Raw genomic sequence first — 20,604 nt, 5'->3', positions numbered from 1 at the left:
AGCGGTAATGAATGTAATGCGGCACGGGCGTCGGTGGATGCTCTGTTTAATGATGATATTTTTTAGCGCGCAGGCGATGGCAGACGGCTGGAGCAGTTATAAAAGCCGCTTTCTGAACAGCGACGGCCGGATTATCGATACCGGCAACAAAGGCGTCAGCCATACAGAGGGTCAGGGCTATGGCATGCTGCTGGCGGTAGCGAATAACGATCGCGCTACCTTTGATCTGCTGTGGCAGTGGACGCGTGCGCATCTGCATAATCCGCAAAATGACCTGTTCTACTGGCGCTATGTGCCTGATGCGGCCGATCCGGTGGCAGACAAAAACGACGCCAGCGACGGTAATGTGCTCATTGCCTGGGCGCTGCAGCGCGCGGCCCAAAAGTGGGGAGGAGATTATCAGCAGGATTCCGATCGCATTCAGCGGGCAATTATTAAGCTGAACGTGATCGATTACGCCGGACACAAAGTTATGCTGCCTGGCGCAAACGGCTTTAATAAGTCGAGCTACGTCGTGCTGAACCCCTCCTATTTTCTGTTTGCTGCCTGGCAGGCGTTTGCTCAGCAGAGCCATCTGCGCGTCTGGAATACGCTCATTGACGATGGCATGACGCTGCTGGGTGAGATGCAGTTTGGTAAAACCGCGCTGCCACTGGACTGGGTCGCGCTGAACGCGGATGGCTCTGTCGCACCGGCGGTGGGGTACTCTAATCGGTTCAGTTATGATGCGATTCGCGTGCCGCTGAATATCTGGTGGTACGATCCGCAGAGCCTGCGGCTGGTGCCTTTTCAGCACGTCTGGCAGGGCTATCCGCGTCAGACTACGCCGGCCTGGTTCGACGTACTGGCTAACAGCCCGGCGCCTTATAATATGGAAGGCGGCCTGACAGCGGTACGCGATTTGACGCTGAACCAGACCGGTCATCTCAGCGACCGCATTCAGCCGGAACAGAATTACTTCTCTGCCAGCCTGCAGCTATTAGTGTGGCTTGCCTGGCAGGAAAAAGGTTAATGCTCTCCTGCGAGCGCGCGGTGCGCGCTCGCTTTCTACGCTCCCGGCAACGGGTAAAACGCTGAAAACGCGCCTCTCTTCCTTCCGACCGATGATTTTCACCCTTATCGCGGCGTACAACGTCTGAGACCTGGGATATACTTGCTGCGCATTCAGGCTACTATCACTGCGGATTATGGCGGCATTGCGGCCGGGAGAAATTTTGTTGCGCGTCAGTCGCTCGTTAACCATCAAGCAAATGGCAGCCGTGTCTGCGGTTGTGCTGGTGACGATCACGATTTTTATCGTTATCCAGCTTTTTCATTTTGTGCAGCAGCGCAGGGTTGATTACGCCCAGCAGATGGAGAATGTGGCGCACACGGTACGCCAGCCGCTCTCAGAGGCGGTGCTGAAAGCGGACATCCCTCAGGCGGAGCATATTCTTAATACACTGAAACCCGCCGGTATCCTGTCGCGGGCCGATGTGGTGCTGCCCAATGCGTTTCAGGCGCTGCACGCCGATTTTGCACCGGAAAAGCCGGTTCCGCGTCTGGTCGCCCGGCTGTTTGAACTGCCGGTGCAGATCACGCTGCCGCTGTATGCGATAGAGCGGGGCGGCATGCCAAAGCCCATCGCCTATCTGGTGCTTCAGGCGGACTCCTCGCGCGTTTACCAGTTTCTGCTCAGTACGCTCTCAACCATGATCACCACCTGGCTGCTGATGGCGCTGATCCTCTCAGTCGCTATTAGCTGGTGTATTAACCGTCTGGTTGTGCACCCGCTGCGCGATATTTCACGCGAGCTGCAGGAACTGCCGCCGCAAGCCATCCTGACACATAAGCTTACGCTGCCCGGCAATCACCGCGATGATGAGATAGGCATGCTGATCCGCAGCTATAACCGCAATCAGCAGGTGCTGGAGTCCGTTCACGATGAGATGAGCCGGCTGACCACCCATTTTGCCGTGACGGATCTGCCTAACCGCACGCTGTTCCTGGCGCTGCTCGACCAGCATCTGCAGCAGCGTCACCGGCAGCAGCCCTGGAGCGTCATGGTTATCCGTATCGAAACGCTGCAGGAAGCCAACGGCGTGCTGAGCGATGAGCAGCGTGATGCGCTGATGCTGACGCTGGTCGAGAAAATCCGCAGCACGATTGATGATCACACGCTGCTGGCGCAGACGGGGCCCAGCGATTTTGCGCTGCTGCTGAAGCGGGCGCACAATCCATTCCGCGCGATGCGCCTGGCGCGCAACCTGATGCTGCGTATCAATCAGCCGGTCAATCTGTATCAGCTGCAGCTGCGACCGAATGCCAGTATCGGGCTGTCGCTCTCTGACGAGAGCCTCTGCTCTGCCCGCGAGCAGCTGGATCGGGCGACGTCAGCCATGATGTCAGCGCGGCATCAGGGGAAAAATCAGATCCTGTTTTTTGATCCGGTACTGACCGAACGGGCGCAGAAGCGGCTGACGCAGGAGCATGACATTCTGCAGGGGCTGCAGGAGGGTGAGTTTGCGCTTTATCTGCAGCCCCAGCTTAACATGGCAACCGGTGAGCTGACGGGGGCTGAAGCGCTGCTGCGTATGCGGATGGCGGATGGCAGCTTCGGGCTGCCGGAAGAGTTCATCGCCAGCGCGGAAGAGATCGGCGTGATTTCCGCCATCGGTCGCTGGGTATTTGAAGAGGCGTGCCGCATTCTGGCCGGCTGGCAGCGACGGGGGATTACGCTGCCGCTGAGCGTAAATATTTCGGCCGTCCAGCTGCGCGACAGCGGCATGGTGACGCATCTGCAGAGCCTGCTGGAACGGCATCGCATCCGGCCGGGTTCTTTAGTGCTGGAAGTCACCGAAACCGCCGGAATAGGTGATGCCGAACAGGCGATGGCGCTGCTGCTCGCGCTGCAGCAGACCGGAGTTGCCGTTGCGCTGGACGATTTTGGTATGGGCTACTGCAATCTCAATTATCTGCATCAGTTTAAAGCGTTACCGGTTAATAAGCTGAAGATGGACCGCAGCTTTGTTGCCGCGCTGCCGGACGATGACACTATGGTGCGCATTGTGGCCGCCGTGGCAAAGATTGTGGATGCTGACGTTGTGGCTGAAGGGGTGGAAACGGCGGAGCAGCGCGACTGGCTGCTGGCGCGTGGCATTACTATTGGTCAGGGCTATCTGTATGCCGAAGCCCTGCCGCTTACCACCTTTGAACAGGGCTGGCTGCAGCGCTGTTCACGCACGTGATAGTGACCTTATCAATTGATTGTTCTGCAGAAACCGCGCCACAGCGCCAGCTGAAGCGTTTCAGTTCATAGTTAGAGTTTTGTAACTTTTGTAAGGAATGTCAGGGGATACTCATCCTGTTAACAGGGTGTTATTTTCAGTTTATCGGTAAGGTTTTACGCTCTCAGGCGGCTTGCCGCATGCGTTTCTCCCTGACACAGGCGGTGAATGCCGTCTCTACCTGGACACCTGTTATGAAACTGTTTAAAAGCCTCTACTTTCAGGTGCTGGTTGCCATCGGCATCGGCGTTCTGTTAGGCCATTACTATCCCGAATTAGGCGCGCAGATGAAGCCGCTTGGTGATGGTTTTGTAAAGCTGATCAAGATGATCATCGCCCCCGTAATCTTCTGTACGGTGGTGACCGGTATCGCCGGCATGGAGAGCATGAAAGCCGTCGGACGCACCGGCGCCGTAGCGCTGCTCTATTTTGAAATCGTCAGTACTATCGCGCTGATCATCGGACTGGTGGTGGTGAACGTGGTTCAGCCTGGCGCAGGAATGAACGTGGATCCCGCCACCCTGGATGCGAAAGCGGTAGCCGTTTATGCACAGCAGGCAGAACAGCAGGGTGTGATCGCGTTCCTGCTTGATATCATCCCGGGCAGCGTCATTGGTGCCTTTGCCAGCGGCAACATTCTGCAGGTGCTGCTGTTCGCTATTCTGTTTGGTTTCGCACTGCATCGCCTCGGCAGCGCCGGTACCGTGATGTTCAACGTTATCGAAAGCTTCTCAAAAGTGATCTTTGGCGTGATCAACATGATTATGCGCCTGGCACCTATCGGGGCGTTTGGTGCCATGGCCTTCACCATCGGTAAGTATGGTGTCGGCTCGCTGGTGCAGCTTGGCCAGCTGATCATCTGTTTCTATATTACCTGTATCCTGTTTGTCGTGATCGTGCTGGGCGCAATTGCGCGCTGGGCTGGCTTTAACATCTTCAAATTTATCGGTTATATAAAAGAAGAGCTGCTGATTGTGCTGGGTACGTCATCGTCTGAATCAGCGCTGCCGCGCATGCTGGATAAGATGGAGCGCCTCGGCTGCAAAAAATCGGTGGTGGGGCTGGTTATTCCAACGGGCTACTCGTTTAATCTGGATGGCACCTCAATCTATCTGACCATGGCCGCCGTGTTTATTGCGCAGGCGACCAACGCTCATATGGATATCTTCCATCAGATCACCCTGCTGGTGGTCCTGCTGCTCTCCTCGAAAGGCGCGGCGGGCGTTACCGGAAGCGGCTTTATTGTTCTCGCCGCGACGCTCTCTGCGGTAGGGCATCTGCCGGTCGCGGGCCTGGCATTGATTCTGGGCATCGACCGCTTTATGTCCGAAGCGCGTGCGCTGACTAATCTGGTCGGTAACGGCGTAGCCACGGTGGTGGTGGCTAAGTGGGTGGGTCAGCTGGATGAAAACCAGATGAAAGAGACGCTTTCTTCAGCGAAAAAGGTCAATTACGTCTCTCATACCGGCGCATAATCCGCAATTTGCGTTAATTTCCGATTAAATGCCCGCTGTCACTTGCCCTGACAGCGGGCATTTGCATAATAAACCCCGTTGATTTTTTTCCCGATTTTTTTCCTTGTTGCGCGACTTCCTGGCCATCCTGTGGTCAAAGGAACTGTCATTAAATAAACGCGGCGGCAATACGCCGCGCGGGCCGCTTTCCCGGTGGCCAGTCAGTCCGTGCTAACAAGCGTTTATCTGTTTGATTAGGGGTTCACATGCAGGGCACCAGAATTCGGCTTTTGGTTGGCGGCTTGCTGCTTGCAGCAACCGGTTTCGGCGCGCACGCCGAAACACTTCAGCCCGATCCCGCCTGGCAGGAGGGCAAACTGGACAACGGGTTCAGTTGGCAGCTGCTGACCACACCACAACGTCCCAGCGATCGCATTGAGCTTCGCCTGGTGGTTAATACCGGCTCGCTGGCGGAGAGCGCTCAGCAGACCGGCTTCAGTCATCTGTTACCGCGCCTGGCGATGGTGCATAACACCGCGCTGGATACCAATCAGCAGCGTGCACTGTGGCAGCAGGCGATGGATCCGCAGCGTCCGCTGCCGCCAGCGATCTCGTCATACGACTACACTCAGTACAACCTCAGTCTGCCCAACAACCGGCCAGAACTGCTTAAAGAAGCGTTAAACTGGCTGGCGGCGACCGCGGGTAAGATGAGCATTAATGAGCAGGTGGTCGCGACGGCATTAAGCGCGACCGATCCCATCGCCACCTGGCCATCTGACACGCAGGATGTCTGGTGGCGCTACCGTCTGAAAGGCTCAACCATGCTGGCGCACGACCCCGGTGAGCCACCGCGCGCGCCGGTCGATCCCGCGCAGCTGAACAGTTTTTATGAGCAGTGGTACACGCCAGATAATATGACGCTCTATGTGGTTGGCAATGTCGACAGCCGCACTATCATGGAGCAGATTGGCAAGACTTTCGCAACGCTGAAAGGAAAACGCGATACGCCGGCACCACTGCCCACGCTGTCGCCGCTGCCGCATCAGCCGGTCAATCTGGTTGATGGCTCTCTGGCACAGGATCGGCTGTCGCTGGTATGGGATACGTCGTGGCAACCGATTCGCGAATCGCAGTATCTGCAACGTTACTGGCAGAGCGATCTGGCGCGGGAAGCGCTGTTCTGGCACGTGCAGCGCGCGCTGGCAGATAATAAAGCGCAAAATGTGCAGGTCGGCTTTGACTGCCGCGTGCTTTATCAGCGCGCGCAGTGCTCCATCAATATGGAGAGTCCCAACGCGTCACTGCCGCAAAACATGAATCAGATCGCTAAAGCGCTGGCCGTGGTTCGCGATAAAGGGCTGCCGCAGGATGAATTTGATGCGCTTATGGCGCAGAAGCTGCTGGAGCTGAATAAGCTGTTTACCACCTACGCCCGTACGGATACTGACATTCTGATGGGGCAGCGCCTGCGCTCGCAGCAGAATGCGGTAGTGGATATTGCTCCCGAGCAGTATCAGAAACTGCGCCAGTCTTTCCTGAGTGAGTTAACGCGTGAGCAGCTCAACCAGGAACTGCGCCAGCAGCTGACGCAGGAGCTGACTATGGTACTGATCCAGCCACAGGGCGAAGCAGAGACCAATGTGAAGATGTTGCAGGAGAGCTGGAACAAGGTGATGGCAGTGCCTGATGCGCCCGCCGCACCGGCCCCGGACGAAAGCAGTAAAGCAGAAAACAGCACCGATCGGGGCGCATAAATGCGCCCCCTGTGATGAATTCCGCGCAGGGCGTAACAACGTCAGGTTTTCGCCCGCAGCCATTCGGTGACCAGCATCGGCCAGCTTGCCAGTGGCAGATCGGCTACGCCGCGGATACCGAAACCGTGCCCGCCTTTCTGATAAAAATGGATCTCGGCCGGAATTTTATGTTCACGCAGCGCGCTGAAGAACAGCATGCTGTGGTTAACGGAAACCGCTTCATCGTCAGCCGCATGGATCAGCAGGGCTGGCGGTGTTTGCGCGTGCACGCGCGTCTCCAGCGAATAGGCATCGATACTTTTCTGATCAGGCCAGGCGCCCAGCAGGCGCGTGCGTGAACTTTCGTGTGCCAGGCCGTCACGCATACTGATAATCGGGTAGATCAGCACCATAGCGTCGGGGCGCGGTGAGAGCGCATCGATACGATCCTGGACCGGATAGAGCTTCTCGTTAAACCGCGTTCCCAGCGAGGCCGCAACGTGGCCGCCTGCGGAAAAGCCCATCATCACAATGTACTTACCGTTTTTGCCCTGCTGCGCCCGTTCGCGCAGCACGCGGACCGCCCGCTGGGCATCGGCCAGCGGTGCATCCGCGCCTTCATGATGCCCGTCATAGGGCAGGCGATATGTCATTACGGCCAGCGTATAGCCCATTGAGGTAAAAAACGTGGCCAGCGCGCTGCCTTCACGATCGATTAGCACCCGCTGATAACCGCCGCCCGGTGCCACCAGCAGGGTGATCCCGTTGGAGGTTTCCGGATACCAGATAGCCATTTCCGGGCAGCGCACGCCGGTGGCTGCGCGATCGTAAGGCTCATACTCTTTAGCCAGGTCAACAATCTGCGGCTGAGCGCGGGAGTCACTGGCGCCTGGCGCATCACCGGATGGCCAGATATTGATAATTTCTGTGTGCATAAATCTGTCCTGAGCAGGGCGTATAGTCGTTGTTTTTCTGCGGCCGAAGGAACAGCGTCCTGCTGTTATTGATTAAAAGATGGTCTTCTTTTGCGTTGTCGTCCAGCCGAAAAAACGATAACCAGCGAGAATCAGACTATACCTGGCAGGCGGGCATTCTCTTTCAAGAGACTGAATTTAAACAGTTATGTTTAGCGAAGATAATAAGTGCACACTTCAGATAAAGTGCGAAAGATGGAAGAGGCGTACTAAGCGTAATGAACAGGATAAAACAGAGTAGTAAGTCAAACCAGTCACGGGAAATTTCAGCGGAGAAATCCCTCCGGCTGCGCCTTTTTCCGAACCCTTCCGGCGGCCGGTTTTCTGGCGCGTCAGTTTGCCTTAAGTCTTTAAATCGCCCTCCGGCGACGATTTAGCAGACAAAGCATCCTCTGTTTCTGCGATTAAGGCAAAGGCGCGCTGTTAGACTCGACGCCCTATATGGCTGCACAAAGCGATAAAGTTATCCAGGGACCAGCCGATACTTGCCGCCGGGTTGCTTTCTGCAGGCACTCACCACCGACCAGGAAAAAACCATGGTGATGAAGAATTCCGGACACCGGCTGCCTGTTTCTCTCAAACATGCGCAACCGGATATCGCATTTTTCCGGCAGCAGTGCCAGCGTACTTATACTTTTCAGCCTATTTATCAGATATCTGGCCGCCTGCTGGCGATTGAGCTGCTGACCGCCGTTACGCACGCGGCTATGCCGGAAAAGCGTCTTTCACCGGAAAGCTACTTTGCTGCGCTATCGACAGAGCAGCGGCTGGATGTGGTGCATGAACAACTTACTCTGCTGTTGACGTGGTCCCGCTTTTTTATCCGCCATCAGCTGGTGGCATCGGTCAATATTGACGGGCCGACGCTGCTGGCGATACAGCAGCATCCGGCCCTCCGACGGCTGATTGGCCAGCTGCCGTGGGTGCGCTTTGAACTCACTGAGCATCATGCGCTGCCGCAGGAGGAGATGGTGGCGCAGATGCCGGAGCTGGGGCCGCTATGGCTGGATGATTTTGGCTCCGGCATGGCAAATTTTTCCGCGCTGACCGAACTGCGCTATGACTACATCAAATTATCGCGTGAACTCTTTATGCTGCTGCGCGCGTCAGAAGAGGGGCGAGTCCTTTTCTCAACGCTGCTGACGCTTATTAATCGCTACTGCAATGGCGTAATAGTTGAGGGCGTGGAAACCGAAGAGGAGTGGCGCCAGGTACAATCCTCACCCGCTATTGCAGCTCAGGGATACTTTTTTTCCCGTCCGCTTCCTTTTAGTGAGCTGAGATCGCTGCCGTTGATGCTTCTCTGATGTTGTTGCGCCGCGTCTCGACTATCTTTAATGAGACGTGAGAACAAGGAGGAAAAAGCATGACTCGCACGGGAAAAGCTGCCAGCTGGGTGGCGGGCATTCTGCTGTTACTGATCGTGGTACTGGTTGTGGTGATTGCCACCTTTGACTGGAACCGCCTGAAACCAACCATTAATCAGAAAGTGTCAGCAGAGCTGAACCGTCCTTTCGCGATACGCGGCGACCTTGGCGTACACTGGGCGCGTAACCGCGCTGAGCCGGGCTGGCGCAGCTGGATCCCCTGGCCGCAGGTACACGCTGAAGATATCATGCTGGGCAATCCGCCCGACATTCCTGACGTGACGATGGTACACCTGCAGCGCGTTGATGCGACGCTGGCCCCCCTGGCGCTGCTGCACAAAGAGATCTACCTGCCCTGGATCAAGCTGCAGCAGCCCGACGCGCGTCTGATACAGCTCGCCAGCAAGAAGAATAACTGGACATTTACGCTCGCCAGCAGCGAAAACAGCGAGGCTGACGCCGCTCCCTCAGCCTGGTCATTCCGCATGGATAATATTCTGTTTGATCAGGGGCAGCTGCGCTACCGCGATGCGATCAACAAAGCGGATGTAACGGTGAATATCAACTCACTCGGTAAACCCGTGCCTTATGCTCAGGTTACCGGCGGCGATGATAAGCAGAAAGGCGCCGGCGATTTTGTTTTTGGCTGGCAGGCGAAAGGCACCTATAACCAGCAGCCGCTTTCCGGCGACGGCAGAATTGGCGGCATGCTCTCACTGCGCAGCAAAACCACGCCATTTCCGCTGCAGGCCGATCTGCGTAACGGCACCACGCGGGTAAGGCTGGAAGGCACGCTGCAGGATCCGCTGAACCTGGGCGGGCTGGATGTGCGCCTGCGATTTTCCGGCGATACGCTGGCCAATCTCTATGGCTTAACCGGCGTGCTGCTGCCTGATACCCCCCCTTATGAAACTGACGGTCATCTGACTGCCCGCTTTAATGACGCCAAAGGCGCGCTGTTCCGCTATGAAAAGTTTAATGGCCATATCGGTGACAGTGATATCCATGGATCGCTCACCTATCGTCAGGGCAAACCCCGGCCGAAGCTGAGCGGCGAACTCACTTCCCGTCAACTGCGCATGGCCGATCTCGGCCCGCTGATTGGCGTTGATTCCGGTAAAGGGAGTGAGAAAACGGCGCGGGCGAAGGCGCAGCGTGGTGAAGCCGCCACGCAGCCTGCCGATCGCGTGCTGCCTTACGATAAGTTTGAAACCAAAAGCTGGGATGCGATGGATGCCGACGTGAAGTTTAGCGGCAAGCGCATTGAGCACAGCAGCAAGCTGCCGCTCAGCGACCTCTATACGCATCTGACGCTGGAAAAAGGCGATCTGCTGCTTGATCCGCTGCGCTTCGGCATGGCCGGCGGCAATATCAATACCACTATCCGGCTTGAGGGCAGCCGTTCACCGATGCGCGGCCGCGCCGATCTGCACGCGCGCAAACTGCAGCTGCGCCAGCTGTTCCCTGATGTAACCGCCATGCAGCGCAGCCTGGGCCAGCTCAACGGAGACGCAACGCTAAGCGGTACTGGCAATTCGGTTGCCGCACTGCTGGGCAGCAGCAACGGTCAGCTGCGCCTGCTGATGAACAATGGCCTTATCAGCCGCAGCCTGATGGAAATTGCCGGGCTTAACGTCGGAAACTACGTGGTGGGTAAACTGTTTGGTGATGATGAAGTGCGCATCAACTGTGCCGCCACCGATCTTACGCTGCGCCAGGGCGTTGCAACGCCGCGCCTGTTCGTGTTTGATACCGAAAATGCGGTAATCAACGTCACCGGCAACGTTAACTTTGCCAGCGAGCGACTCGATCTGTCGGTAAATCCGGAGAGCAAAGGCATTCGCATTATTACGCTGCGTTCTCCGCTCTACGTGCGCGGAACCTTTAAAAATCCGGATGCCGGGGTTAAAACCGGGCCGCTTATTGCACGCGGTGCGGCGGCCGTAGCGCTGGGGGCGGTTGTGGCACCGGCTGCCGCGCTGCTGGCGCTGATTTCACCCAGCGACACCGACGATAATCAGTGCAGCAATGTGCTGCAGCAGATGAAGAGCCAGAAGTGATTAACTGCGCCATAGCACCTTAATGATGTGGTAACCAAACGCGGTTTTTACCGGTCCGTAAGGCTTCAGCAGCGGGCAGGTAAAAACCGCTTTATCAAAAGCCGGCACCATCTGTCCCTGACGAAACTCGCCCAAATCACCGCCGTTGCGTCCGGACGGGCAGGTTGAATGTTTTTTTGCCAGCTGCTGAAAGTTGCCTCCTTTCTCCAGCTGCGCCAGCAGGGCTTTCGCCTGTGCTTCCTCTTTCACAAGGATATGTAAAGCTGCTGCGGTTTTCGCCATGGTGCTCTCCTGTTATGTATAATGTGCGGCGCATTATAGCGTAGTGCGCGTCAGTTGCAGGGGCGCCATTGATGGCGACCTTTGCGTTCAGGTACGCACCCTGCGACGCGATGTAATTCTTCCTGTCTGATTCAATCGAGTGATGTTTTTTATGCGTTTAAACCCCGGCCAACAACGTGCTGTCGAATTTGTCACCGGCCCCTGCCTGGTGCTGGCGGGGGCGGGGTCCGGTAAAACCCGCGTCATTACCAATAAAATCGCTCACCTGATCCGCGAATGCGGCTATCAGGCGCGCCACATTGCTGCGGTGACGTTTACCAATAAGGCGTCGCGCGAAATGAAAGAGCGCGTGGCGCAAACGCTGGGACGCAAAGAGGCGCGCGGCCTGATGATTTCAACCTTTCATACGCTGGGGCTGGAGATTATCAAGCGTGAATATGCCGCGCTGGGGATGAAATCGAGCTTTTCGCTGTTTGACGACCAGGATCAGCTGGCGCTGCTGAAAGAGCTGACCAGCCAGTGGCTGGAAGAGGATAAAACACAGCTGCAGCAGCTGATTGCCACGATCTCTAACTGGAAAAACGATCTGATCGATCCGCAGGGTGCGGCAGCAATAGCAAAATCCCAGCGTGACCAGATATTTGCGCACTGCTATCAGCTCTATGATCGGCATCTCAAATCGTGCAACGTGCTCGATTTTGACGATCTCATCCTGCTGCCCACGCTGCTGCTGCAGCGTAATGAGGCGGTACGCGAACGCTGGCAGCAGCGTATTCGCTATCTGCTGGTGGATGAGTATCAGGATACCAACACCAGCCAGTATGAGCTGGTAAAACTGCTGGTCGGCGCGCGCGCGCGATTTACCGTGGTGGGCGATGACGACCAGTCTATCTACTCCTGGCGCGGGGCGCGTCCGCAAAACCTGGTGCTGCTGAAAGAGGACTTTCCGGCGCTGGAGGTCGTGAAGCTGGAGCAGAACTATCGCTCCACGCAGCGTATTCTCAAAGCGGCTAATATATTGATCGCCAATAACCCGCACGTGTTTGAAAAGCGTCTCTTTTCTGAACTGGGGTCAGGCGAATCGCTGAAGGTGCTGAGCGCGAATAATGAAGACCACGAAGCGGAGCGCGTAACCGGCGAGCTGATCGCACATCACTTTATCAACCGCACCCAGTATAAAGATTACGCCATTCTCTATCGCGGCAATCATCAGTCGCGCGTGTTTGAAAAGCTGCTGATGCAGAACCGCATTCCCTACCGTATTTCCGGCGGCACTTCGTTCTTTTCACGCCCGGAGATCAAGGATCTGCTGGCCTATCTGCGCGTGCTGACTAATCAGGATGACGACAGCGCGTTTCTGCGCATCGTAAATACGCCGCGTCGCGAAATCGGCCCGGCCACGCTGCAGAAGCTGGGTGAGTGGGCCACGCTGCGTAATAAGAGCCTGTTTAATGCCAGTTTTGACATGGGGCTGGCTCAGACGCTAAGCGGGCGCGGTCTGGAGCATCTGCAGCGTTTTACCCACTGGCTGAATGAGATTGTGCAGCTGACTGAACGGGAGCCGATCAGCGCGGTGCGCGATCTGATCCGCGGTATCGACTATCAGAGCTGGCTGTTTGAGACCTCCGGCAGTCCGAAAGCCGCAGAGATGCGGATGAAAAACGTCAATACGCTGTTCCAGTGGATGACGGAAATGCTTGAAGGTGATGAGCTGAATGAGCCCATGACGCTGGCACAGGTTGTCACGCGCTTTACCCTGCGCGATATGATGGAGCGGGGAGAGAGTGATGAAGATCTCGACCAGGTTCAGCTGATGACGCTGCACGCATCAAAAGGGCTGGAATTTCCCTATGTCTACCTGGTCGGCATGGAAGAGGGTCTGTTGCCGCATCAGAGCAGCATTGATGAGAACAACATCGAAGAGGAGCGGCGTCTCGCCTATGTGGGCATTACGCGCGCACAGAAAGAGCTGACCTTTACGCTCTGCCGGGAGCGTCGCCAGTATGGTGAGCTGATTCGTCCTGAACCCAGCCGTTTTTTGCTGGAACTGCCGCAGGATGACGTCGAGTGGGAGCGTGAGAAAAAAGTGGTAAGCGCAGAAGAGCGCGTTAAAACCGGGCAAACCCGGGTGGCCGGGTTGCGGGCAATGCTGGCGAATGCAAAAAAGTAGTGGCAGCCGTCACGTCATCAGGAGAAGGTCAGGAGCCAGTGAACGTAGGACTGAAAGTGGCTCTCCTGCTCCAGCAGCTCGGCGCGCAGCGGATGCGCCTCCAGCCAGCCCGCCGGCAGCGTAAGGTGCAGCGTATCCTCTTCTGCCAGTAAGCGTACCGCCGGAAGCGTATCGTCACGGCGACGCGTGGAGAAGATAATCGCCAGGCGCAGCAGGCGGCTCAGACGTTCTGCCGTACGCGGCGGCACGGCATTTTGCTGGGCCAGCAGAGCCAGATCGATACTGCCGCTCTGGTTCTGCAGCAAACAGGCGAGCACTTTTTTCTGCGCGGGCGTAAAGCCAGGCAGATCGAGATGGCGGATCAGATAGGCGGCGTGCCGGGGAGCCTGACGAAAATCGACGCTCAGGCCAATTTCGTGTACGGCACAGGCGCTTAACAGCAGATCGCGACAGCGCTGGTCAAGCTTCCAGCTCTGGCTGACCTGACGAAAAAAACGTTCAGCCAGCTGCTGCACCCGGTCAGCCTGTTCCACATCGATAGAAAAACGGCGCTGCACATTATGCAGCGTACGGCTGCGGATATCGCGATTGACCGGCAGATGGAGCATGCCATACACCAGACCTTCGCGCAGCGCGCCGCCTGCCAGCGTCATGCTATCAATATTCAGTTCGTTGAAAATGGCGATGAGAATCGACAAACCGCTGGGAAAGACCAGCGCACGCTCCAGCGTCAGCCCTTCAATTTCCAGCTCTTCCAGCTTGCCGCACTGAATAGCGCGCTGCTTCAGCTGCTGCAGTTTACTCAGGGTGATACGCTCATCCATCCCCTGCGCCACCATGATCTCCTGCAGAGCCTGAACCGTACCGGATGCACCGACGCAGACCTGCCATCCTTTCTCACGCAGCGCCGCTACCACGGGTTGCAGCATGTCGCGCGCCGCCTGTTCTGCCCGGTCAAAATTGTCCTGCGTCAGATGGCGATTGCTGAAAAAACGCTCCAGCCAGGTGACGCAGCCCATTGAAAGGCTGAACAGCGTGGTTGCGTGCGAACCTTCACCGGTAACCAGTTCGGTGCTGCCGCCGCCAATATCGACCACCAGACGCTGGTCGGAGCCGCCGGTCGTATGGGCCACGCCCTGATAGATCAGGCGCGCTTCTTCCTCACCGCTGATAACATTGACCGGACAGCCCAGGATCGCTTCAGCGGTGGTCAGAAAGTCTGGCGCGTTGCGTGCGATGCGCAGCGTGGCGGTCGCCACCACGCGGATCTGCTCTGGCGGGATATCCTGCAGCTGTTCCGAAAACAGCTTCAGGCACTGCCAGCCGCGCTGCATCGCCTCAGCAGAGAGTTCGCTGTCAGCATTAAGTCCTGCTGCCAGCCGGACTTTGCGCTTGATGCGCGCCACGGTCTGAATAGTGCCGGAAACTTCACGCACCACCAGCATATGAAAGCTGTTAGACCCGAGGTCGATCGCTGCATAGAGTGATGATGCGCTTAGCATGTGGGATTAACCTGGGCGTTTACGGTTATGGTTACGGGGCGCGCTGCTCCGGCGATTACTGTTATTGCCGCCGCGACGCTGACCGTTGCCGGTGCGGTTGCGCTGCAGACGTTTTGCCGGTGGCAGATCGCTGAGCAGCGCATCGCTGTTGTATTTGCTGACCGGAATGCCGTGACCGATATACTCCTCAATCGCGGGCAGATTCAGCGCATACTCTTCACACGCGAGGCTGATAGAGTGTCCGCTGGCGCCGGCACGGCCGGTACGACCAATACGGTGAACGTAATCTTCGCGATCGTCCGGCAGATCGTAGTTAAAGACGTGCGTTACGGCCGGAATATGCAGACCGCGCGCCGCAACATCCGTTGCTACCAGAATATCCACGTCGCCTTTGGTGAAATCATCGAGAATGCGCAGGCGCTTTTTCTGCGGGACATCACCGGTCAGCAGACCGACGCGATGACCGTCGGCGGCCAGATGGCCCCAGATATCTTCACAGCGATACTTGGTGTTAGCAAAGATGATGGCGCGATCGGGCCACTCTTCTTCGATCAGCGTCTGCAGCAGACGCATCTTCTCTTCATTGGATGGATAGAAGAGCTCTTCTTTGATGCGGTGGCCGGTTTTCTGTTCCGGTTCCACTTCGACATATTCCGCGTTGTTCATATGCTCAAACGCCAGTTCCCGGACGCGGTAAGAGAGCGTTGCGGAAAACAGCATGCTCAGACGCTGCGTGGCAGGCGGCATGCGGCGGAATAGCCAGCGAATATCTTTAATAAAGCCGAGATCGAACATGCGATCGGCTTCGTCCAGCACCACAACCTGAATAGCGCCCAGATTCACATGGTTCTGTTTTGCGTAATCAATCAGACGTCCGGTAGTGCCCACCAGGATGTCGACACCGTCAGCGAGCACTTTAAGCTGCTTGTCATAGCCGTCGCCGCCGTAAGCCAGACCCATTTTCAGGCCGGTCGCTTTAGCCAGCGGCTCCGCATCGGCGTGAATCTGTACGGCCAGCTCGCGCGTAGGGGCCATGATCAGCGCACGTGGCTGATTAACCTGGCGCCCTTCAGCTGCAGGGTGAGAAAGAAGATAATGAAACGTTGACGTCAGAAACGCCATCGTTTTGCCGGTACCGGTTTGCGCCTGACCCGCAACATCACGCCCTGAAAGCGCAAAAGGCAGTGCGAGCGCCTGAATAGGCGTGCAATGCTGAAAGCCTTTAGTATCAAGGGCTTCCACGACCTGAGGGTGCAGGGCGAAGTCGGAAAACTTCTGTTCGGTTAAGTGTGTTTTGCTCATAGTGTGGTAGAATATCAGCTTACTATCGCTTTACGAAAGCGTATCCGATGAAATAAAGTTAACCAACGTTGGTATATTTTACGCCAATTCGCCAGGCATAATCTTTGGAGTTAAACATGAGCAGCGATAAAATCGTTCACCTCACCGATGACAGTTTCGATACTGACGTGCTGAAAGCCGAGGGTGTTACCCTGGTTGACTTCTGGGCTGAATGGTGTGGTCCTTGCAAAATGATCGCCCCGATCCTCGATGAAGTTGCTGAAGAGTACGACGGTAAGCTTACCATCGCCAAGCTGAACATTGATGAGAACCCAGGTACCGCGCCAAAATATGGCATCCGTGGTATTCCGACCCTGCTGCTGTTTAAAAACGGCGAAGTGGCGGCAACTAAAGTGGGTGCGCTGTCTAAAGGCCAGCTGAAAGAGTTCCTGAACGCCAATCTGGCGTAAGCGCAACGCGCTCTGTTCCGCAGTGGTGAATTTTTTCGCCACTGCTGGACGCCGCTGGTCAGGCGTGCTAATTTGACGATACTGCATTACGCACTTACCTTTGTAGTTTGCATCTAAAGATTTCTCTTGTCAGACCCCGCTCGAGTTGAACGTTTTTGTGGTTTGGCAATCTGACGGCTAGCATACCCGGCATCATCTTTCGACCGTCTCTCGCTTCCTATCGCTCTATCAGACGATACCCGCCGAGCAGTGTTGAAAAAGAGCCATTAACAGGCATGGAATTTTTGCCATACCATTCACGACAATCATTTCGAGAATTACCCCGAGTTTAAGAACCCATCACTATGAATCTTACCGAATTAAAGAATACGCCGGTTTCTGAGCTGATTACTCTCGGCGAAAATATGGGGCTGGAAAACCTGGCGCGCATGCGCAAACAGGACATTATTTTCGCCATCCTCAAACAACATGCGAAGAGCGGCGAAGACATCTTTGGTGATGGCGTGCTGGAGATATTGCAGGACGGATTTGGATTCCTCCGTTCCGGAGACAGCTCCTACCTCGCCGGTCCTGACGATATCTATGTTTCCCCCAGCCAGATTCGTCGTTTTAACCTGCGTACCGGCGACACCATTTCCGGTAAAATCCGTCCGCCAAAAGAGGGCGAGCGCTATTTTGCCCTGCTGAAAGTTAACGAAGTTAACTACGACAAGCCGGAAAACGCCCGCAGTAAGATTCTGTTCGAAAACCTCACGCCGCTGCATGCTAACAGTCGTCTGCGTATGGAGCGGGGTAATGGCTCAACTGAAGACTTAACCGCTCGCGTGCTGGATCTGGCGTCGCCAATTGGCCGCGGCCAGCGTGGCCTGATTGTGGCACCGCCAAAAGCGGGTAAAACCATGCTGCTGCAGAACATTGCGCAGAGCATTGCGTATAATCATCCGGATTGCGTCCTGATGGTGCTGCTGATTGACGAGCGCCCGGAAGAAGTGACCGAGATGCAGCGTCTGGTTAAAGGTGAAGTTATCGCCTCTACCTTCGATGAGCCTGCATCCCGCCACGTGCAGGTTGCTGAAATGGTCATCGAAAAGGCCAAGCGCCTGGTTGAGCATAAAAAAGATGTCATCATCCTGCTCGACTCAATCACCCGTCTGGCGCGTGCGTATAACACCGTGGTTCCTGCCTCAGGTAAAGTCCTGACCGGTGGTGTTGATGCCAACGCCCTGCATCGTCCGAAGCGTTTCTTCGGTGCAGCACGTAACGTGGAAGAGGGCGGTAGCCTGACTATCATCGCCACAGCGCTGGTTGATACCGGTTCGAAAATGGATGAAGTCATTTACGAAGAGTTTAAAGGTACAGGTAACATGGAACTGCACCTGTCGCGTAAGATTGCGGAAAAACGCGTCTTCCCGGCAATTGACTACAACCGTTCCGGTACCCGTAAAGAAGAGCTGCTCACCTCTCAGGAAGAGCTGCAGAAGATGTGGATCCTGCGCAAAATTATTCACCCGATGGGCGAGATTGACGCGATGGAGTTCCTCATCAACAAGCTGGCGATGACCAAAACCAACGATGAATTCTTCGACATGATGAAGCGTTCATAAGCGGTTAAAAGCGAAACAATGATATTGTTACGCAGGTAATAAATCGGCATTATTTCTGTTAAACGCCACGGCTTATCGTGGCGTTTTTTATTTGTGCGCATTAGGATTAGGCGAGTCAGAAAAGTTTTAGAATGACGCAAGCAGAAAGGCGGCGATTTTTTCAGCAACCGCGCGCGCTGCGGCCTGGTCAGACAGGGATATACAGCAATAACCGGGATTTTGCTTATTGTTGTCCACGATTTTAGCTGAGAGCGTTAATGTGAATTTACTCACTATGGGTGCAGAGCTGGGTTTAACTTTTCTCTTCTCTCTGGCATTCCTTTTTATGGCCCGTAAGGTCGCAAAAAAAATCGGATTAGTTGATAAGCCTAATGCAAGGAAAAAGCATCAGGGCGTTATCCCTCTCGTTGGCGGTATTTCCGTTTACGCTGGCGTTTGCTTCGCTTTCCTTATTACGCAGTCCTATATGCCGAACGGCCTGCTCTATCTCTTCTGTGCCGGCGTGCTGGTGCTGGTCGGCGCACTCGACGATCGCTTTGATATCAGCGTAAAGTTTCGCGCCTGTATGCAGGCGATTATCGCCGTTGTCATGATGTATGGCGCCAAGCTCTATTTGCTGAGTCTCGGTTTTATTGTGGGTCCGGTGGAGATTGTCGTCGGTCCCTTTGGCTACGTATTAACGCTGTTCGCCGTCTGGGCGGCAATTAATGCGTTTAACATGGTCGACGGTATCGATGGTCTGCTGGGCGGACTCTCCTGCGTAACGTTCGGTGCAATGGGGATCATTCTCTATTTTGACGGCATGACCAGCCTGGCAATGTGGTGTTTTGCCATGATCGCCGCCACTATTCCCTATATTTTGCTGAACCTCGGTTTTCTGGGCAAACGCTATAAAGTGTTTATGGGTGATGCCGGCAGCACCATGATCGGTTTCACCATTATCTGGATCCTGCTGGAAACGACACAGGGCCTGAGCCATCCTATTACGCCGGTAACAGCGCTGTGGCTGATCGCCATCCCGCTGATGGATATGGTGGCTATCATGTATCGCCGGCTGCGCAAGGGCATGAGTCCATTCTCAGCCGACAGGCAACATATTCACCATCTCATCATGCGTGCCGGTTTCTCGTCACGTCAGGCTTTTTTACTGATCACGCTGGCGGCGGCGCTGCTGGCAGGCATCGGCGTGCTCGGCGAATATCTGGCGTTCATACCTGAGTGGGTCATGCTGGTGCTCTTCCTGGTAGCATTTCTGCTCTATGGCTACTGCATTAAACACGCGTGGCGTATGGCACGAATGATTCGCCGTCTCAAGCGCAGATGGAATCAAGCGCATATCAATAAAACATGACCTGGATAAGCATCAGATAAGGACACCGCTGTTATGAACTCTGTTGTGGAGAACGAACTGGATATTCGCGGCCTGGGCTGCACGCTGTGGCGCGGTAAACGCTGGATAGCGGGCTGCGCTGTTCTGTTTGCCCTGCTGGCCTGGCTCGCTTCAATGCTGATGAAGCAGGCGTGGAGCACCACGGCAGTCACCGACAGGCCTACGGTTAACATGCTGGGCGACTACTATGTACAGCAGCAGTTTCTGAACAACCTCGATATCCACAGCAATACGCTGAGCCTGAATAATCCGGCCCCTACCGTAATGGATGAGGTCTATCAGGAGTTCACCATGCAGCTCGCTTCATGGGATACGCGGCGCGATTTCTGGCAGCAGACCGACTATTTTAAAAGCCGTAAAAGTGGTAATGCGCATAATGATGCGGCCTTGCTGGACGATATGATCACCAACATCCAGTTTATGCCGGCAGATAGTGCGCACAACACGCTTGATACGGTGCGGCTGGTGGCAGAAACCGCCGGTGATGCTAACAATCTTCTGCGTCAGTATATTGCTTACGCCAGCGAGCGTGCGGCACGCCATCTGAATGAAGAGCTGAAAGGCGCATGGCAGGCGCGTAACGTGCAGCTGCAGTCGCAGGTTGACCGGCAGCAGGCGGTGGCGCAGGCGGTGTACGATCGCCAGCGTCAGCGCATTGAGCAGGCGCTGAAGCTCGCCAGTCAGCAGGGTATTACCGATAACCGTGCGCCTGCTGCAGGTGAGAGCCTGCCAGAGAGCGATCGCTTTTTACTGGGCCAGCAGCGGCTACAGGCGCAGCTCGATATGCTGCAGGCCAGCGGCCCCGCCTACGATTTGAGCTATGATCAAAACAGGGCGATGCTGAGCACGTTACAGGCTGGCCCACGCCTTGATAAACAGTTCCAGACTTACCGCTACCTGCGTACGCCGGAAGAGCCCGTTTCACGCGACAGCCCGCGCCGTCTGTTTATGATGGTGATGTGGGGAGCGATCGGGGCGCTGGTCGGAGCGGGTGTGGCGCTGGTGCGTCGGCCGCGCGCGTTATCAGCTATTCGCCAATAAGAGAATC

General features: G+C 55.8%; 15 protein-coding genes. 11 read left to right on the top strand and 4 right to left on the bottom strand.

Annotated elements, in window-relative coordinates; genetic code table 11:
* Window positions 1–7 precede the first annotated feature (7 nt).
* The 4 genes from C1Y41_RS16190 (at window position 8) to C1Y41_RS16175 (ending at window position 6,477) form a co-directional block, all read left to right on the top strand.
* Window positions 8–1,012 carry a glycosyl hydrolase family 8 gene (locus C1Y41_RS16190; RefSeq protein ID WP_039381672.1) on the top strand — a complete coding sequence of 335 codons (1,005 nt, stop codon included), beginning with the start codon at window positions 8–10 and terminating at the stop codon, window positions 1,010–1,012.
* A gap of 205 nt (window positions 1,013–1,217) precedes the next feature.
* Entirely contained in the window at window positions 1,218–3,227 is a 2,010-nt protein-coding gene (hmsP, locus tag C1Y41_RS16185) for a biofilm formation regulator HmsP (RefSeq protein WP_175540445.1), read from the top strand.
* A 233-nt stretch (window positions 3,228–3,460) separates the two neighbouring features.
* The gene (locus C1Y41_RS16180) at window positions 3,461–4,741 is read left to right on the top strand and encodes a dicarboxylate/amino acid:cation symporter (RefSeq protein ID WP_104085902.1); all 1,281 of its coding nucleotides are present in this window, start codon (window positions 3,461–3,463) and stop codon (window positions 4,739–4,741) included.
* Between the two features lie 245 nt (window positions 4,742–4,986).
* Entirely contained in the window at window positions 4,987–6,477 is a 1,491-nt protein-coding gene (locus C1Y41_RS16175; protein WP_039381678.1) for a pitrilysin family protein, read from the top strand.
* 41 nt (window positions 6,478–6,518) lie between these two features.
* Here C1Y41_RS16175 and C1Y41_RS16170 read toward each other — a convergent pair whose 3' ends face one another.
* Complete coding sequence (locus C1Y41_RS16170) at window positions 6,519–7,391, bottom strand: alpha/beta hydrolase (protein ID WP_039381681.1); 873 nt, start codon at window positions 7,389–7,391, stop codon at window positions 6,519–6,521.
* Window positions 7,392–7,966: 575 nt separating this feature from the next.
* On the opposite strand from C1Y41_RS16170, the gene pdeH reads away from it, so the two are divergent.
* The gene (gene pdeH, locus C1Y41_RS16165; RefSeq protein WP_104085862.1) at window positions 7,967–8,737 is read left to right on the top strand and encodes a cyclic-guanylate-specific phosphodiesterase; all 771 of its coding nucleotides are present in this window, start codon (window positions 7,967–7,969) and stop codon (window positions 8,735–8,737) included.
* Between the two features lie 59 nt (window positions 8,738–8,796).
* Window positions 8,797–10,857, top strand: coding sequence for an AsmA family protein (locus C1Y41_RS16160; RefSeq protein WP_104085861.1), 2,061 nt, complete (start codon window positions 8,797–8,799; stop codon window positions 10,855–10,857).
* Here the strand turns inward: C1Y41_RS16160 and ppiC are convergent, their stop codons facing one another.
* Window positions 10,858–11,139 (bottom strand): peptidylprolyl isomerase PpiC, encoded by a 282-nt coding sequence (gene ppiC, locus C1Y41_RS16155; RefSeq protein WP_039381691.1) that lies wholly within the window; start codon window positions 11,137–11,139, stop codon window positions 10,858–10,860. It lies immediately after the preceding gene.
* A 151-nt stretch (window positions 11,140–11,290) separates the two neighbouring features.
* Here ppiC and rep point away from each other — a divergent pair, with 151 nt between their 5' ends.
* A complete protein-coding gene (gene rep, locus C1Y41_RS16150) occupies window positions 11,291–13,309 on the top strand; it encodes a DNA helicase Rep (RefSeq protein WP_039385675.1) in 2,019 nt (672 codons plus the stop codon).
* 17 nt (window positions 13,310–13,326) lie between these two features.
* On the opposite strand, the gene ppx is transcribed toward rep, so the two are convergent.
* Both ppx and rhlB read right to left on the bottom strand, forming a co-directional pair.
* The gene (ppx, locus tag C1Y41_RS16145) at window positions 13,327–14,811 is read right to left on the bottom strand and encodes an exopolyphosphatase (RefSeq protein WP_039381693.1); all 1,485 of its coding nucleotides are present in this window, start codon (window positions 14,809–14,811) and stop codon (window positions 13,327–13,329) included.
* A gap of 6 nt (window positions 14,812–14,817) precedes the next feature.
* Window positions 14,818–16,113 (bottom strand): ATP-dependent RNA helicase RhlB, encoded by a 1,296-nt coding sequence (gene rhlB / locus C1Y41_RS16140; protein ID WP_094111166.1) that lies wholly within the window; start codon window positions 16,111–16,113, stop codon window positions 14,818–14,820.
* Window positions 16,114–16,229: 116 nt separating this feature from the next.
* Here rhlB and trxA point away from each other — a divergent pair, with 116 nt between their 5' ends.
* The 4 genes from trxA to wzzE all read left to right on the top strand — a co-directional run bounded on the left by trxA (window position 16,230) and on the right by wzzE (window position 20,597).
* Window positions 16,230–16,562 (top strand): thioredoxin TrxA, encoded by a 333-nt coding sequence (trxA, locus tag C1Y41_RS16135; RefSeq protein WP_039381699.1) that lies wholly within the window; start codon window positions 16,230–16,232, stop codon window positions 16,560–16,562.
* A gap of 344 nt (window positions 16,563–16,906) precedes the next feature.
* Window positions 16,907–18,166, top strand: a complete 1,260-nt coding sequence (gene rho / locus C1Y41_RS16130; protein WP_039381703.1) for a transcription termination factor Rho — start codon at window positions 16,907–16,909, stop codon at window positions 18,164–18,166.
* Window positions 18,167–18,440: 274 nt separating this feature from the next.
* Window positions 18,441–19,517, top strand: a complete 1,077-nt coding sequence (gene wecA / locus C1Y41_RS16125; RefSeq protein WP_071668220.1) for a UDP-N-acetylglucosamine--undecaprenyl-phosphate N-acetylglucosaminephosphotransferase — start codon at window positions 18,441–18,443, stop codon at window positions 19,515–19,517.
* Window positions 19,518–19,550: 33 nt separating this feature from the next.
* Entirely contained in the window at window positions 19,551–20,597 is a 1,047-nt protein-coding gene (wzzE, locus tag C1Y41_RS16120; RefSeq protein WP_071668219.1) for an ECA polysaccharide chain length modulation protein, read from the top strand.
* Window positions 20,598–20,604: the final 7 nt, after the last annotated feature.

The organism is Pantoea sp. ICBG 1758, assembly GCF_002928325.1.
Classification (GTDB): Bacteria; Pseudomonadota; Gammaproteobacteria; order Enterobacterales; family Enterobacteriaceae; genus Pantoea; species Pantoea eucrina.
Note: the sequence above shows the minus strand (reverse complement) of the source record. Positions and strands in the feature narration are given on the sequence as shown.

Coding starts and splice junctions, on each gene's coding strand:
- C1Y41_RS16190 (WP_039381672.1), top strand. CDS start 8: ATGAATGTAATGCGGCACGGGCGTCGGTGGATGCTCTGTTTAATGATG.
- C1Y41_RS16180 (WP_104085902.1), top strand. CDS start 3,461: ATGAAACTGTTTAAAAGCCTCTACTTTCAGGTGCTGGTTGCCATCGGC.
- C1Y41_RS16175 (WP_039381678.1), top strand. CDS start 4,987: ATGCAGGGCACCAGAATTCGGCTTTTGGTTGGCGGCTTGCTGCTTGCA.
- C1Y41_RS16170 (WP_039381681.1), bottom strand. CDS start 7,391: ATGCACACAGAAATTATCAATATCTGGCCATCCGGTGATGCGCCAGGC.
- pdeH (WP_104085862.1), top strand. CDS start 7,967: ATGGTGATGAAGAATTCCGGACACCGGCTGCCTGTTTCTCTCAAACAT.
- C1Y41_RS16160 (WP_104085861.1), top strand. CDS start 8,797: ATGACTCGCACGGGAAAAGCTGCCAGCTGGGTGGCGGGCATTCTGCTG.
- ppiC (WP_039381691.1), bottom strand. CDS start 11,139: ATGGCGAAAACCGCAGCAGCTTTACATATCCTTGTGAAAGAGGAAGCA.
- rep (WP_039385675.1), top strand. CDS start 11,291: ATGCGTTTAAACCCCGGCCAACAACGTGCTGTCGAATTTGTCACCGGC.
- ppx (WP_039381693.1), bottom strand. CDS start 14,811: ATGCTAAGCGCATCATCACTCTATGCAGCGATCGACCTCGGGTCTAAC.
- rhlB (WP_094111166.1), bottom strand. CDS start 16,113: ATGAGCAAAACACACTTAACCGAACAGAAGTTTTCCGACTTCGCCCTG.
- trxA (WP_039381699.1), top strand. CDS start 16,230: ATGAGCAGCGATAAAATCGTTCACCTCACCGATGACAGTTTCGATACT.
- rho (WP_039381703.1), top strand. CDS start 16,907: ATGAATCTTACCGAATTAAAGAATACGCCGGTTTCTGAGCTGATTACT.
- wecA (WP_071668220.1), top strand. CDS start 18,441: ATGGGTGCAGAGCTGGGTTTAACTTTTCTCTTCTCTCTGGCATTCCTT.
- wzzE (WP_071668219.1), top strand. CDS start 19,551: ATGAACTCTGTTGTGGAGAACGAACTGGATATTCGCGGCCTGGGCTGC.